This window comes from Pseudomonas sp. 32_A, from assembly GCF_017490905.1.
GTDB lineage: Bacteria > Pseudomonadota > Gammaproteobacteria > Pseudomonadales > Pseudomonadaceae > Aquipseudomonas > Aquipseudomonas inefficax.
Window position 1 is genome coordinate 15,935 of the sequence record NZ_JAFGYI010000025.1, and the last position, 14,996, is coordinate 30,930.

Annotated in this window: 14 protein-coding genes; 8 read left to right on the plus strand and 6 right to left on the minus strand. The window is 62.8% G+C overall.

Annotated elements, in window-relative coordinates; translation table 11 throughout:
* The first annotated feature begins 29 nt into the window (after window positions 1–29).
* From J5M58_RS16210 to J5M58_RS16240, 7 genes are all read left to right on the plus strand, one after another.
* Entirely contained in the window at window positions 30–1,688 is a 1,659-nt protein-coding gene (locus J5M58_RS16210) for a Na/Pi cotransporter family protein (protein WP_207878733.1), read from the plus strand.
* 30 nt (window positions 1,689–1,718) lie between these two features.
* A complete protein-coding gene (locus J5M58_RS16215) occupies window positions 1,719–3,119 on the plus strand; it encodes a pitrilysin family protein (protein ID WP_112251745.1) in 1,401 nt (466 codons plus the stop codon).
* Window positions 3,120–3,280: 161 nt separating this feature from the next.
* A complete protein-coding gene (locus tag J5M58_RS16220) occupies window positions 3,281–4,303 on the plus strand; it encodes a DUF5924 family protein (RefSeq protein ID WP_112251744.1) in 1,023 nt (340 codons plus the stop codon).
* A gap of 116 nt (window positions 4,304–4,419) precedes the next feature.
* Window positions 4,420–5,553: an ABC transporter permease gene (locus J5M58_RS16225; RefSeq protein WP_112251743.1), complete on the plus strand. Its 1,134-nt coding sequence runs from the start codon at window positions 4,420–4,422 to the stop codon at window positions 5,551–5,553.
* Complete coding sequence (locus J5M58_RS16230) at window positions 5,550–6,341, plus strand: ABC transporter ATP-binding protein (protein ID WP_112251742.1); 792 nt, start codon at window positions 5,550–5,552, stop codon at window positions 6,339–6,341. The genes J5M58_RS16225 and J5M58_RS16230 overlap by 4 nt, the downstream gene beginning before the upstream one ends.
* Window positions 6,342–6,344: 3 nt before the next feature.
* Window positions 6,345–7,283 carry an MlaD family protein gene (locus J5M58_RS16235; RefSeq protein ID WP_207878735.1) on the plus strand — a complete coding sequence of 313 codons (939 nt, stop codon included), beginning with the start codon at window positions 6,345–6,347 and terminating at the stop codon, window positions 7,281–7,283.
* On the plus strand, window positions 7,280–7,897 hold the full coding sequence (locus tag J5M58_RS16240; RefSeq protein ID WP_112251741.1) for an ABC-type transport auxiliary lipoprotein family protein: 618 nt from the start codon (window positions 7,280–7,282) through the stop codon (window positions 7,895–7,897). The genes J5M58_RS16235 and J5M58_RS16240 overlap by 4 nt, the downstream gene beginning before the upstream one ends.
* Window positions 7,898–7,922: 25 nt before the next feature.
* On the opposite strand, the gene J5M58_RS16245 is transcribed toward J5M58_RS16240, so the two are convergent.
* The 6 genes from J5M58_RS16245 to J5M58_RS16270 form a co-directional block, all read right to left on the minus strand.
* On the minus strand, window positions 7,923–9,152 hold the full coding sequence (locus J5M58_RS16245; RefSeq protein ID WP_133969854.1) for a nucleoside recognition domain-containing protein: 1,230 nt from the start codon (window positions 9,150–9,152) through the stop codon (window positions 7,923–7,925).
* A gap of 246 nt (window positions 9,153–9,398) precedes the next feature.
* Window positions 9,399–10,727: a glutamate/aspartate:proton symporter GltP gene (gene gltP, locus J5M58_RS16250; protein WP_025337235.1), complete on the minus strand. Its 1,329-nt coding sequence runs from the start codon at window positions 10,725–10,727 to the stop codon at window positions 9,399–9,401.
* Window positions 10,728–11,470: 743 nt separating this feature from the next.
* On the minus strand, window positions 11,471–11,941 hold the full coding sequence (locus tag J5M58_RS16255; protein ID WP_112251739.1) for an inhibitor of vertebrate lysozyme family protein: 471 nt from the start codon (window positions 11,939–11,941) through the stop codon (window positions 11,471–11,473).
* A 2-nt stretch (window positions 11,942–11,943) separates the two neighbouring features.
* Entirely contained in the window at window positions 11,944–12,105 is a 162-nt protein-coding gene (locus tag J5M58_RS16260) for a DUF1328 domain-containing protein (RefSeq protein ID WP_003252966.1), read from the minus strand.
* Between the two features lie 41 nt (window positions 12,106–12,146).
* On the minus strand, window positions 12,147–12,437 hold the full coding sequence (locus J5M58_RS16265; RefSeq protein WP_112251738.1) for a hypothetical protein: 291 nt from the start codon (window positions 12,435–12,437) through the stop codon (window positions 12,147–12,149).
* 174 nt (window positions 12,438–12,611) lie between these two features.
* Window positions 12,612–13,433 (minus strand): BON domain-containing protein, encoded by an 822-nt coding sequence (locus tag J5M58_RS16270; RefSeq protein WP_207878737.1) that lies wholly within the window; start codon window positions 13,431–13,433, stop codon window positions 12,612–12,614.
* Window positions 13,434–13,644: 211 nt separating this feature from the next.
* On the opposite strand from J5M58_RS16270, the gene algB reads away from it, so the two are divergent.
* Window positions 13,645–14,991, plus strand: a complete 1,347-nt coding sequence (algB, locus tag J5M58_RS16275) for a sigma-54-dependent response regulator transcription factor AlgB (RefSeq protein WP_207878739.1) — start codon at window positions 13,645–13,647, stop codon at window positions 14,989–14,991.
* Window positions 14,992–14,996: the final 5 nt, after the last annotated feature.

Below are 14,996 nucleotides of genomic sequence, written 5' to 3' on the forward strand. Positions count from 1 at the left end.
CTGGGCCAATGCATCAGGGGGCCGTCGCCATGCTGACCCTGCTCAACCTGCTCTCGGCCGTTACGCTTCTGGTCTGGGGCACCCACATCGTGCGTACCGGCATCCTTCGGGTATTCGGCTCGAGTCTGCGGCGCATCATCAGCCAGAACATGAGCAAACGCCCGCTGGCGTTCATCGCCGGCATTCTGGTCACTGCCATGGTGCAAAGCAGCAATGCCACAGCCATGTTGGTCACCTCATTCGTCGGCCAGGGGCTGATGGCCATGACTCCGGCCTTGGCGATCATGCTCGGCGCCGATGTGGGTACCGCCCTGATGGCCCGGGTGCTGACCTTGGACCTGTCCTGGCTGTCGCCTCTGCTGATCTTCCTGGGTGTGATCTTCTTCCTCTCGCGCAAACAGACGCGGGCCGGCCAGCTGGGCAGGGTAGGCATCGGGCTTGGCCTGATCATCCTGGCGTTGGAGCTGATCGTGCAAGCAGCTACGCCGATTACCCACGCCCAGGGCGTGAAGGTGCTGTTCGCTTCGCTGACCGGCGACATCATGCTCGACGCCCTGGTCGGCGCACTGTTCGCCATGATTTCCTATTCCAGCCTGGCCGCCGTGCTGCTCACCGCGACGTTGGCCGGTGCCGAAGTGATCAGCCTGCCGGTGGCCATCGGCCTGGTGGTTGGCGCCAACATCGGCAGCGGGCTGCTGGCCTTCATCAGCACCAGCATGCAAAACGCCGCCGGGCGCCGCGTGGCACTGGGCAGCTTGCTGTACAAGCTGATCGGCCTGCTGCTGATCATCCCCGTGCTGCACCCGCTGGTGGGCTGGATGGACTCACTGAGCTTCAGCGCACAGGAGCTGGTCATCGGCTTCCATCTGCTCTACAACACGCTGCGTTGCCTGATCATGCTGCCCACGGTCAAACCCATGGGCCGGCTGTGCAACAGCCTGCTGCCCGAACGGGAAAACGGCAACGGCCAGATCCGCCCGCGCCATCTCGACACCTCGGCGCTGGAAACCCCCAGCCTGGCCTTGGCCAACGCCTCCCGCGAAACCCTGCGCCTTGGAGATATCGTCGACAGCCTGCTCGAAGCCATGCTCGCGGCCCTGCGCGGCACCCAGGCCGCCCTGCCGCAACAGGTGCGCGCCTTGGGCGAGGATGCCGAAGCCCTGTATAGCGCGATCAAGCTTTACCTGGCGCAGATGACGCGTGAAGACCTTAGCGAGCAGGACAACCGCCGCTGGGCAGAAATTATCGAACTGGCGATCAACCTCAAGCTGGCCTGCGACCTGATCGAGCGCATGCTGCGCAAGGTGCAGCAGCAGAAAACCAGCCAGCGCCGGGAGTTTTCCCAGGTGGGCCTGGAAGAGCTGACCGGCTTGCAGGAACAGCTGCTGGCCAACCTGCGCCTGGGCTTGTCGGTGTTCCTCAGTGCCGACCCGGAAAGCGCCCGCCTGCTGCTGCGGGAAAAACGCCGTTTTCGCGCCCAGGAACGGCGCCTTGCCCACGCCCATGTCAGCCGCCTGCAGCGCAAGGTAGTGCAAAGTATCGAGACCAGTTCGCTACACTTGGAGCTGATCGCCGACATGAAACGGTTGAACTCTTTGTTCTGTAGCAGTGCCTATGTGGTACTGGGCGGCTCGGACACGGGCGGGCTGATGCTCGACAGCGTGCCGGACGAAGCCCGTTTGCCGTGATTTCGCCTACCTGAGGACCCAAGCTCGCCCATGCGTTGCCTGATGTTCGTTTGCCTGCTGATCTGCAGCCTGCCCTCGTTCGCCCTCGACCGCTCGCGGGTTGAAGGCTACCTGTTGCCCAATGGCCTTCAGGTCATCCTGAAAAACGGCTATGAACGTGACCATGTGGCGATTCGCCTGGTGGTCGGCGTCGGCCTGGATGACTTCAATTGCGAGCAGAAAGAGCTGCCGCACCTGCTCGAACACCTGCTGTTCAGCGGCATCGACGCAACCGGCGAGGGGGGCCTGGAAGAGCGCCTGCAATCGTTGGGCGGCGAGTGGAACGCCTATACCAGCAGCGCCGACACCACCTTCGTCATCGAAGCCCCGGCGCGCAACCAGCGCAAGGTTCTCGACCTGCTGCTGGCAGTGATCCATGACACCCGCATCGATGCCAAGGCCCTGGCCACTGCCAAGCGCATCATCGAGCGTGAGGATGGCGGCCACTATGGCCATCTGCAGCGCTGGCTCGACCGCCAGGACATCGGCCACCCCGCCAGTGACCAGCTGGCCACCGAACTGGGCCTGAAATGCCCGGAGCGCTCCAACCTCGACGACATGACCCTGGAGCAGGTGAACACCTTGCGTGACCGCTGGTACGCGGCCAACAACATGACCCTGATCGTAGTCGGCGGACTCGACCGCCTGCTGCCGGCCTATCTGGAACGCACCTTTGGCGAACTGCCCGCCACCGAGCCGGAGGAACGCCGCACCCTGGAAAGCATCGGCCAGCAAGCTGAACAGCGCCGCGACCTGACCCGCGGCTGGTTAGGTGACAGCGTCAAGCTGCACTGGTTGTTCGTCGAGCCAGTGCTGGACAACGACCACCAGGCCACCCTCGACCTGCTGTCGCACTACCTGGACTGGGCGCTATACGACCAACTGCGCCTGCGCAACGGGTTGTCCTACGGCCCCTCGGCAAAACGCGAGAGCTTTGGCGACACCGGCCTGCTGAGCCTCAATGCCGACCTGGAGCGCGAGGACATCGACCAGGCGGTCGAGGTGATGCAGAAGTTGTTCGACCACCTGCGCAAGGAAGGACTCGACCCGGACATCTTCGAGCGCATCAAGTACGCCAGCGTCGCCAAGGAAAGCTGGAGCACCCAGGGCAACAGTGCCTTGGCCGACTACTACTGGGGCGCGTTGAACGACTATAGCGACGGGCGCTTCGCCAACCCGGTGCGCAAGTTGCGCCAGGTAAGCCTGGCGCAGGCCAACGAGGCGCTCAAGGAACTGCTCAAGGAAGATGGCTATGTGCGTATCGAAAAACCGTTCCTTGGCTATGATGAGCTCTACGGGCTGGTTGCCTTGCTGTTGGGGCTGATTCTGGCGGCGGGGCTGTTGCGCTGGCGGCGGCATGGTCCGGAAAAGCCGGGCGGTGCTACACGCTAGCGGTGAATCGGCGGTATCCTTTTGCCAGTACCGGCCCCTTCGCGGGTAAACCCGCTCCCACAGGGTTAGTGCAATTCCTGAAAGCTGCACTAACCCTGTGGGAGCGGGTTTACCCGCGAAGAGGCCGGCACAGCCACCCATCCTTTCTGTTGTAGCCCCCAATGCCCCAAATCCCCCACATCGTCCAGCGCATCATCGAACTGCTCAAACGCTACCCCGGCATCATCGCGCTCGGCGGTTTCCTATCCGGCATCGGCAGCTTCATCCTGGTCGACCGCCAGGCTGGCCTGGCCAGCTGGATAGCCGTGCTCATGCTGGTCAGCTGGCTCTGGCTGATGCTGGAAAACACCCTCACCGGCCTGTTCGCGCGCACCTTCAACCGCGAAATACCACAGCCATTGCTGCGCTACGCGACGCAGATGATCCACCAGGAATCACTGTTCTTCGTACTGCCGTTTTTCTTCATCACCACCACCTGGAACAGCGGCCAGCTGGTGTTCACCGGCCTGCTCGGTGCCGCCGGGCTGATTTCGATCATCGACCCGCTGTACTACAAATGGCTGGCACCGAGGCGCTGGCTGTTCCTGGCGCTGCATACCCTGACCCTGTTCGCCGCCCTGCTGACTGCACTGCCAATCATCCTGCACCTGACCACTGCGCAAAGCTTCAAGCTGGCCCTTATCGCAGCCATGGCCCTGTCGTTCCCCAGCCTTGTCAGCAGTTTCCCGATCAACAACTGGCGCCGCGCCGTGGCCCTGGTGGTGGTCACCCTGTCGGTCGGCGGCGGGGGCTGGCTGCTGCGCTCCTGGGTGCCACCAGCGACCTTGTGGATGACCGAAGTGGCGGTCAGCACCGAAGTACTGAACCGCCAGCCGGGCGACTCGCTGGACGAGATTGCCGCCAGCCGCATCCGTAGCAGCGGCCTGTACGCCTACACCGCGATCAACGCACCACGCGGCCTGAATGAGCGGATCTATCACGTGTGGCAAAAGGACGGCCAGGAAGTCGACCGTATTGCCCTGGACATCCACGGCGGGCGCAAGGAAGGCTACCGGGCCTGGACCCACAAGCAGAACTTCCCGCCGAACCCGGTGGGCAAGTGGCAGGTGAGGGTGCTGACCGAGGATGGCCAGGTCATCGGCGTGCTGCGCTTCAAGGTGGTCGACGAAGCGCCCGCGGGGTGAGTGAAAGGGGGCCGCTTTGCGGCCCCCAAGGTCCGTGAAGACAGCACATAATCACCAAACAGCCCATGCCCGCTGCGCTATGATCAGCCCCTAAGCCTTAGCGCCGAGTCAGTAGCATGGAGCCGATGACCACCCCCAGCGCCACCCTGGACACCAGTAGCCAACCGGCCTGCCTGCGCATTACCGGTGACTGGACCTTGGCGCATTACACCAGCCTCAAGCGTGAGAGCGAGCGCCTGCGCGCGCAATACGCTGCCGATACCGTCGCCGACCTCAGCCAACTGGGCCGCCTGGATACCGCCGGCGCCTCGCTGCTGGCCGAACTGCTCGGCTCCGAGCGCCTGTCTCGCTGCACCCACGAACTGCCCGAAGCCAGCCGCGCGCTACTAAAGAACGTCTACTGCTCTGTGCAGGACTACTGCATCCCGGTCAAGGAACCCGAGCGCAACGTGCTGCTGTTGCTGCTGGAACGCATCGGCTGCGCCGTCGGTACCCTGTGGCAAGACACCATGCAGGTACTCGGCTTCGTTGGCCTGATCCTCGAAACCCTGCTGCGCCGGGCCCTGCAACCCCATCGCTGGCGCTTCACCCCGGTCGTGGCGCACATCGAACAGACCGGCCTGGACGCCGCGCCAATCGTCGCCCTGCTGACCTTTCTGGTGGGCGCAGTGGTGGCCTTCCTCGGCGCCACGGTACTGGCCGATTTCGGCGCGACCATTTTCACCGTCGACCTGGTGGCATTCTCGTTCCTGCGCGAGTTCGCCGTGCTGCTGACCGCCATTCTCATGGCCGGCCGCACTGCCAGCGCGTTCACCGCGCAGATCGGCTCGATGAAAGCCAACGAGGAAATCGACGCCATACGCACCCTGGGCCTGAACCCCATGGAGCTGCTGGTGGTGCCGCGAGTACTGGCGCTGTTGATTTCGCTACCCTTGCTGACCTTCATCGCGATGATCTGCGGCATCGTTGGCGGCGCGGTGGTATGCGCGCTGACACTGGACATCTCGCCAGCCATGTTCCTGTCGCTGCTGCAAAGCGACATCGGCGTGCAGCATTTCCTGGTCGGCCTGGCCAAGGCACCGTTCTTCGCCTTCCTGATCGCCGCCATTGGCTGCCTGGAGGGCTTCAAGGTCAGCGGCAGCGCCGAATCGGTGGGCGCGCACACCACCTCGGCGGTGGTGCAGTCGATATTCGTGGTCATCGTGCTGGATGCGGTGGCTGCACTGTTCTTCATGGAGATGGGCTGGTGAATGGCCAGGAACGCGTGATCGAGGCCCGCGGCATCTGCAACCGCTTCGGCCGCCAGAGCGTGCACGAAAACCTCGACCTCGACCTGTATCGCGGCGAGATCCTCGCCGTGGTCGGTGGCTCGGGCAGCGGCAAGTCGGTGCTGCTGCGCAGCATCATTGGCCTGCGGCGGCCCGACGAAGGGCAGATCAAGGTGTTCGGCCAGGACTTGGCCGGCCTGCGCGAAGAGCAGCGTTCGCTGGTCGAACGGCGCTTCGGCGTACTGTTCCAGAAAGGCGCGCTGTTCTCTTCGCTTACCGTCACCGAAAACGTGGCATTGCCGCTGATCGAGCACGCCGGTCTGTCCCGTGCCGATGCCGAGCACCTGGCCGGAGTGAAGCTGGCCCTGGCCGGGCTGCCGATCTCGGCCGCCGACAAGTACCCGGCTTCGCTGTCTGGGGGCATGATCAAGCGCGCCGCGCTGGCCCGTGCCCTGGCGCTGGACCCGGACATCCTGTTCCTCGACGAACCCACCGCCGGCCTGGACCCGATCGGCGCCGCCGCCTTCGACCAGTTGATCCTGACCCTGCGTGACGCCTTGGGCCTGTCGGTGTTCCTCATCACCCACGACCTCGACACGCTGTACACCATTACCGACCGCATCGCCGTGCTGTCGCAGAAGAAGGTCCTGGTGGCCGGTCCGCTGGCAGAGGTCGAGCAGACCAACGACGCCTGGATTCAAGAATACTTTCATGGCCCACGCGGGCGCGCAGCCGAGCAGGCCGCCACCCGTGCCGGGCAGGAGCGCTGAGCAATGGAAACCCGAGCCCATCACGTTCTTATCGGCCTGGTCACCGTCCTGGTGGTGGCCGGCGCCATGCTGTTCGGCCTGTGGCTGGCCAAGTCGAGTGTCGACGACGCCTTCAAGGACTACGAAGTGGTGTTCAACGAAGCCGTCTCCGGTCTGTCCCGCGGCAGCCCGGTGCAGTACAACGGCATCAAGGTGGGTGATGTGTCCACCCTGCGCCTGGACCCGAAAGACCCGCGCCGGGTATTGGCCCGGGTGCGCCTGAGCGCCGACACCCCGGTGAAGGAAGACACCCAGGCCAAGTTGACCCTGGCCGGCGTGACCGGCAACTCGTTCATCCAGCTCAGCGGCGGCACCCCGCAAAGCCCTGAGCTGAAAGGCAAGGATGGCAAGCTGCCGGTGATCATCGCCTCGCCCTCGCCAATTTCGCGTCTGCTCAATGACAGCAGCGACCTGGTGACCAACATCAACCTGCTGCTGCACAACGCCAACCAGATGTTTTCCGAAGACAACATCGGCCACCTCAGCAACACCCTGTCCAACCTCGACAAGACCACTGGCGCCTTCGCTGGCCAGCACCGCAGCATCACCCAGGCCATCGAGCAACTGGTGCAGGTGGGCAAGCAGGCCAGCGCCACCCTGGCCGAAACCCAGGCACTGATGCGCAATGCCAACGGCCTGCTCGGCAGCGAAGGCAAGCAGGCAATCGGCAGCGCCGAGCAAGCCATGCAGTCACTTGCCGAGAGCACCGCCACCATCAACCGCCTGCTCGAGGACAACCGCGAAGCCATCGGCGACGGCGCACAGGGCCTGAACCAGCTGACCCCGGCGATTCGCGAGCTGCGCGAAACCCTCAACGCACTCAAAGGTATTTCCCGGCAACTGGAGGCCGACCCTAGCGGCTACCTGCTCGGCCGCGACAACAACAAGGAGTTCCAACCATGAAACCGTCGCTGCGCCTGCTGGCCCTGGCGGCCGCATTGAGCCTGGCCAGTGCCTGCTCGATCCTGCCACAGAGCGAGCCCGTCGACCTGTACCGCCTGCCGGTGAACCAGCCCGGCCGGACGGCGCCGGCGCTGGATTGGTCATTGCGCCTGAACAAGCCGCTGGCCAGCGAAGTGCTGGCCGGGCCACGGATTGCCGTGATTCCCCAGGGCGATGTGGTCAGCAGTTACAAAGGCGCGCGCTGGAGCGACGCAGTGCCGGTGCTGCTGCGCAACCGACTGCTTGACGGTTTCCAGCGTGACGGCCAGGTGCAGCGCCTGAGCGCCGATGACAGCAACCTGCAGGCCGACTACGAGCTGGCTGGCGAGCTGCAGGCATTCCAGACCGAGTACCGCACGGACGGGGCGGCGGAGGTGGTGATCCGCTATGACGCACGCCTGGTGCAGGGCCGCACTCAACGGATCCTGGCCAGCAAGCGCTTCGAAATCCGCCAGCCATTGGCCGATAAGCAGGTGTCAGCGGTGGTTGCCGGCTTTGGCAAGGCCTGTGACCAACTGACCGGGCAGGTGGTCAGTTGGACCATTGCGCAAGCAGCCAGCGTTCCTGCTCACTGAGGCCTGCCTGCTTTTTGTGGGGGCGTCAGGCAAAGAACCAGTAGCAGACGAAGATCGCTGCGACGACACCGGAGAATTCGGCCAGCAGCGCACACCCCACCGCATGCCGTACGCGCTGGATCCCCACCGCACCGAAGTAAACCGCCAGCACGTAGAAGGTAGTTTCGGTACTCCCCTGAATCGTCGCAGCGACCAGCGCCGGGAAGCTGTCCACGCCTTGGCTCTGCATGGTCTCGATCAGCATCGCCCGCGCCGCGCTGCCGGAGAACGGCTTGACCAGCGCAGTGGGCAGGCCCTCCACGAAGCGGGTGTCCAGGCCCATCCAGTTCACCGCATGGCGAATACCGTCCAGGGCCAGCTCCAGCGCGCCTGAAGCACGCAGCACTCCCACTGCCACCAGCATCGCCACCAGATAGGGCAACAGGTTCTTGGCCACATCGAAGCCTTCCTTGGCGCCTTCGACAAAGGCTTCATAAACCTTCACCCGCTTCAAGGCACCAATCACCAGGAAAAGGATGATCACGCCAAACAGCGTGAGGTTACCCAGAATCGACGACAGGCTGGCCAGCGCCGCTGCCGACAAGGTGCCAAGAAAAGCCATGAAGCCACCCAGCAGCAAGGCGCCGGGGATGAAGTAGGCGAGCACAACCGGGTCCCACAGGCGCAGGCGCTGCATCACCGCCACCGACAGCAGGCCGACCAGGGTCGAGACACTGGTGGCCAGCAGGATGGGCAGAAACACCATGGTCGGGTCCGCCGCGCCTTGCTGGGCCCGGTACATGAAGATGGTTACAGGCAGCAGCGTCAGCGACGAGGCGTTGAGCACCAGGAACAGGATCTGCGCGTTGCTCGCCGTGGTGCTGCTGGGGTTAAGCTCCTGCAGCGCGCGCATGGCCTTCAGGCCGATCGGCGTGGCGGCGTTGTCCAGGCCCAGCCCGTTGGCGGCAAAGTTCATGGTGATAAGGCCCAGCGCCGGGTGACCGGGTGGAACTTCCGGCATCAACCGGGCGAACAACGGGCCGAGCACCTTGGCCAGCCACTCGACGATGCCAGCCTTCTCGGCGATCTTGAGAAAGCCCAGCCACAGGGTCAGCGTGCCGAACAGCAGCACCATCACCTCGACCGACAGCTTGGCCATGGCGAATATGCTCTCGACCATCGCCGCGAAGATGCCGGCGTTGCCGCCTACCAGCCATTGGGCCAGGGCGGACACTGCCGCCACCAGGAAAAAGCCAAGCCAAAGGCCGTTGAGCATCCGAGTGTTCCCCCTGAAAAATGCCCGAATGATAGCGTATCGGGGCTCAAGGCTGGAGACCGCAGCCCGTACACAGGCCCCTGTGGGAGCGGGTTCACCCGCGAACACCGGCAAAGCCGGTGCCATACACCGTGTTGCCTGATTCGCGGGTGAACCCGCTCCCACAATGGCCACTGCTCGGCCCCAGGATCTCACAGGCAACAAAAAGCCCCGACAGGTCGGGGCTTCTTGTTCAGCTCATCAGGCTCAGCGCTTGGCAGCTTCGCCAACCATGGCCGCTTCCTGCTTGCCGGCCATCAGCGAGGCGTAGTACTTCTCGCCCTTGGCGGCGTCGTACATGCCTTCCCAGCGCGCGATGACCAAGGCTGCCAGAGCGTTGCCCACAACGTTCAAGGCAGTACGGGCCATGTCCATGATGCGGTCGACACCGGCGATGAAGGCCAGGCCTTCCAGCGGGATGCCAACGCTGCCCAGAGTGGCCAGCAGCACCACGAAGGAAACACCCGGTACGCCAGCGATACCCTTGGAAGTGACCATCAGGGTCAGCACCAGCAGCAGCTGCTGGCTCCAGGACAGGTCGATACCGTACAGCTGGGCAATGAAGATTGCCGCGATGCTCTGGTACAGGGTCGAACCGTCGAGGTTGAACGAGTAGCCGGTCGGTACCACGAACGAACAGATCGACTTCGGTGCACCGTACTTCTCCATCTTCTCGATCACGCGCGGCAGCACGGTTTCGGAGCTGGAGGTGGAGTAGGCGAGAATCAGCTCATCTTTCATGATGCGCATGATCTTGATCACCGAGAAGCCGAACAGGCGGGCGACCAGGCCCAGCACCATGAAGGCGAAGAAGGCGATGGCGAAGTACACCAGCAGCACCAGCTTGGCCAGCGGCAGCAGCGAGCTGAAACCGAAGTTGGCGACGGTCACGGCGATCAGGGCGAACACGCCGATAGGGGCGTAGTTCATGATCATGTGGGTGACCTTGAACATGGTCTCGGAAACCGCCTGGAAGGTACGTACCAGCGGGTCGCGCAGCTCTGCCTGCAGGCTCGACAGGCCCAGGCCGAACATTACCGAGAAGAAGATGATCGGCAACATTTCGCCACGCATCAGCGCTGCGAAGATGTTCGACGGGATCAGGTTCAGCAGGGTTTCGATGAACGCGTGCTCATGCTGCACTTCGGCCGCGGTGGCTTGGTACTTGGAGATGTCCACGGTCCCCAGGGTGCTCATGTCGATGCCGGCGCCCGGGTGGAACAGGTTGGCCAACACCAGGCCGACGACGATGGCGATGGTGGTCACCACCTCGAAGTAGATGATGGTCTTCAGGCCGATGCTGCCCAGTTTCTTCGCGTCGCCAACCCCGGCGATACCCACGATCAGCGACGAAATCACGATCGGGACGACGATCATCTTGATCAGGCGAATGAAGATGTCACCAGCAGGCTGGAGAACATTGCTGATCCACCATGCCTTTTCTGCACTGAAATGATTCAGTAGCGCGCCGATTGCAACACCCAGGACCAGACCGATGACGATCTGCCAGGCGAGGCTCAGTTTTGCCTTCTTCATGTCTTTACCCTTTGTTCTAGTGGTCATGGGCACCCAACGGAAAGGCCCGTAACAGAGCCGTTGGCTAGGTCACGAGCAATAGCTGCTTCCGTCCGGCGACTTCATGTAAGGACACCGCAGGCGAGCGACAGGGCGCCCGGCCGGCGAAAAAGGCGGCAACTATTGCGATGGCAAAGGGGGAAATCTAATGCCGGAAGCGCATGACCCATGCCGTTTACGCATAACGTTTCTGACCGAAACTGGGGGTTCGCAAGTGCTTGATTTACAACGTTCGGAATCCCGAACAAGACCAAACCGCCATATTTAGGCAGATTTGGCAGGATAGAAAGGACGGGGAAGATGGCCTGTTCGACAATCCGAATGGCTGAAATGCCGCTTGAACAAGCGTCGGGGTGATCGAAAAAAAATGATGTGCGGTCGAGACAAAATGTGTCTCGAAGAGAAAATCGTGCAGGGAAGAGACGTTTCCTACATGGCTCCTCGGAAGCCAGGTCTGGTCAAGTGCCCCTATGACACCGCCGACCTGAAACTTCCGATTCCGCCTTTCCTGACCCGGCCCATTGCTGGAGGTACTCCCTGTACCCCTAGGCCACTCCGATCCTGCAACAATCAGAACGGCCCGGCCCCTTGGTCATGTGCAGCCCCTCCTCGGGGCGGCGCATCATAGAAGGCTGAAATATAGAAAGGTTCAGCTTCTATTATGTGACAGTGCATGACCTTTCATCCGTACCGGGTACAAACGCTCAGTACCAGTTCGGGTCACGCTTGAGCTGCTCCTGCAGCATCGCCTTCATGCCGTCGTCCGGTTCACCCAGCCAGCGGTACTGCGCATGGCGGGTGGGCGACTTGTCGTTCGGCAAACCTTCGGGTACCTCCACGAGCATCCCGTAGGCATCGTCCTTGTCCCAGCTGAACGCCACGATCAGGCGTTTGTAGGTGCAGTTGTCCGGGCCTTCGCATAATGGGCCGACCAGATACTTGTCGCCGTCTTCGGTAACGGCAGACATCTGCTGCTGGGCATTGCCGGTCAGATTGACCACCCAATCAGGCAGGCGTTCCTCGCCTTTGATCGTGTCCTGCCAGGTTTCCCGGTACTCAGGGTCCGAGCCGAGCAACTGGTCGACCCGGATCTGGCCGTCATTGGCCGCCATCGCCGCCGCACTGCCGCCCAGTAACAGGGCGGCAGCCAGGGATGTCCAACGCTTCCTGCCCATCTTCAACCTCGTCCACGTCCAAAGAAGAAGGAGGCTACGAACAGCACCAGGAAGACAATGAACAGAATCTTCGCGATACCGGTGGCAGCGCCCGCGATACCACCGAAGCCCAGTACGGCGGCGACAATGGCGATGATGAGGAAAGTGATAGCCCAACTCAGCATGGTGGTTCTCCTTTCTTTTTCAGAATCGGTCTGGTCGGCGGTCAGAACACCCAGCGGTCCTGGGGTACGACATTTTCCAGCGTGGCCGGTGAAGTAGTGGCCTGGCCGGTTGGCAGCGGGTCGACGGCCTTGACCAGGGTGTTGGCACGGGTTGCCTGAATCTGCGTCAACAGGGCGGTCTGCGCCGCCACTTGCTCGGCCAGGCGCGCGGTCTGCCAGCTGTAATAGAAGAGGCCAGCGGCCAAGGTCAGCAGCAACGCCAAGCCGAGTGACAGCATCTGGCGCAGGGGCAGTGCGGCGCTCTGCAAACGGTTGACGGATTGGCGGTTCATGCCGGCTCCTCCTGCTGTAATTCTTGTTCAAACCTGAACAGGTAATTGCAGCCTGCATGCCAGCCTTTTGATTCAGATAAAATTCAATTAAATCAATTAGTTATCCTAATCTACCGAAAACGGCAAGGACGTATCCTGCACGATGCGGTCCGTGCGGCCGTGCGAATTGCACGATCAGCCCTCGACCTTGGTCGCCACCTTGAGCAGGTCGGCATCCACCCCGCGCACGCCGATGATCTGCCGGGCGATCTCCACGGCGATGGTTTTCTGCTCGCTGCTGACCACTTCGCCCGAAAGCCGAACCAGCCCCTCTTCGCTGGCCACCTTCAGGTTCAGACCATCAAGGTTGCGGCTGAAGCGGTAGCTGTTCTGGATCTTGTCGATGATCCAGCTGTCGCTCGGCTGCGGGCCGGTCGGCACCCCCACCGGAGTTTCCCGGGCCTTGGCCATGGCGGCACTATCGAGGCTGACCAGGTTGTTGACCAGGTGCACGCCCTCGGTGGTACGCGCCACCACGCCAGCCAGCTCCTTGGCCTCGGCACTGTCGACCTTGCCGCGCAGGGTCACCACGCCTTCGCTGCTCTGCACATCTATAGGCGCCTTCTCGGTGGTACGGCTCCATAACAGCCGCGCACGGATCACCGCAGCCAGGGTGGCATCCTCCAGGCGCTGGGCGTAGGCACGCAACTCCAGCGGGCGCTCCACGAGCTGGGCATTGACCTGCAGCTGGTTGTCTACTTGCTCGATGCCACGGGTAGCCAGGGCCACATGCTCGGCCAGCTGGCGCTCGACGTCGTTCTCCACCTCCCCGGAAAGCCGCGCCTGCTTGCCGTCCACCTCGACCTGGATACGGAACGGGTCGAGCATGCGGTTCAGCGACAGGGCGGTTTGCAGCGCCCCCTCCAGGCGGGCGTCCTGTACCGGATCGGCGAATACCGGCGTGAACCCTGGTAGCAGGGTGGCTGCCAACATGGCGGCGCGGATGGAAAAGCGCATGACAGTGCCTCCTCTTGTAGGCAAAAACTGAAAATCCTCGCAACCAATGTGCCACCGTGACCCTCTAAGAAAATCATCTGAAAAGCGCGGCCTCCAAGCGCTGATTGGCCAGTGGCTAGCATGCAAAGGACAGGTTCCTTCACAATGGACCATGCAACTTGCCCGATTTTTCCCACACTAAATGAAGATCTTTCCTAAAGGAGCGCAGCACATGGAGTCAGCCCAGGACAACCAAGGCCGCATTCTGCTGGTGGATGACGAGTCCGCGATCCTGCGCACCTTCCGCTATTGCCTGGAAGACGAGGGCTACAATGTGGCAACGGCCAACAGCGCCGCCCAGGCCGAAGCCTTGTTGCAGCGCCAGGTCTTCGACCTTTGCTTCCTCGATTTGCGCCTGGGCGAGGACAACGGCCTCGATGTGCTGGCGCAGATGCGTATCCAGGCCCCTTGGATGCGGGTGGTGATCGTCACCGCGCACTCGGCGATCGATACGGCGGTAGACGCGATCCAGGCCGGTGCCGCCGATTACCTGGTCAAACCGTGCAGCCCCGACCAGCTGCGCCTGGCTACGTCCAAGCAGTTGGAGGTGCGTCAGCTTTCCGCTCGGCTGGAGGCCCTGGAAGGTGAAATACGCAAACCCAAGGACGGCCTCGACTCGCACAGTCCAGCGATGATGGCAGTGCTGGAAACCGCCCGCCAGGTCGCTACCACCGATGCCAACATCCTCATCCTTGGCGAGTCGGGCACAGGTAAAGGTGAGCTGGCCCGGGCCATCCATGGCTGGAGCAAGCGCGCGCGCAAATCCTGCGTGACCATCAACTGCCCGTCACTGAACGCCGAGTTGATGGAAAGCGAGTTGTTCGGCCATACCCGCGGCGCCTTCACCGGCGCCAGCGAAAGCACCCTGGGGCGTGTCAGCCAGGCAGATGGGGGCACGCTGTTTCTCGACGAGATCGGCGATTTCCCACTGACCTTGCAGCCCAAACTGCTGCGTTTCATCCAGGACAAGGAATACGAGCGCGTCGGCGACCCAGTCACCCGTCGCGCCGATGTGCGTATCCTCGCCGCCACCAACCTCAACCTCGAAGAGATGGTGCGAGAGAGCCGCTTCCGCGAAGACCTGCTGTATCGCCTGAACGTCATCACCCTGCACCTGCCGCCGCTGCGCGAGCGCAGTGAAGACATCCTGACCTTGGCCGACCGCTTTCTCGCCCGCTTCGTCAAGGAATACTCCCGGCCTGCCCGCGGTTTCAGTGACGAAGCCCGCACAGCCCTGCTCAATTACCGCTGGCCCGGCAACATTCGCGAACTGCGCAACGTGGTAGAGCGGGCCAGCATCATCTGCCCGCAGGAACGTGTGGAAATCAGCCACCTGGGCATGGGCGAGCAGCCTGCAGGCAATGCTCCGCGCGTCGGCGCCGCACTGAGCCTCGATGAGCTGGAACGCGCCCATATCGGCGCGGTGCTGGCCGCCAGCGACACCCTTGACCAGGCGGCCAAGACCTTGGGGATCGATGCCTCCACCCTGTACCGCAAGCGCAAGCAGTACAACCTGTGAGGTGG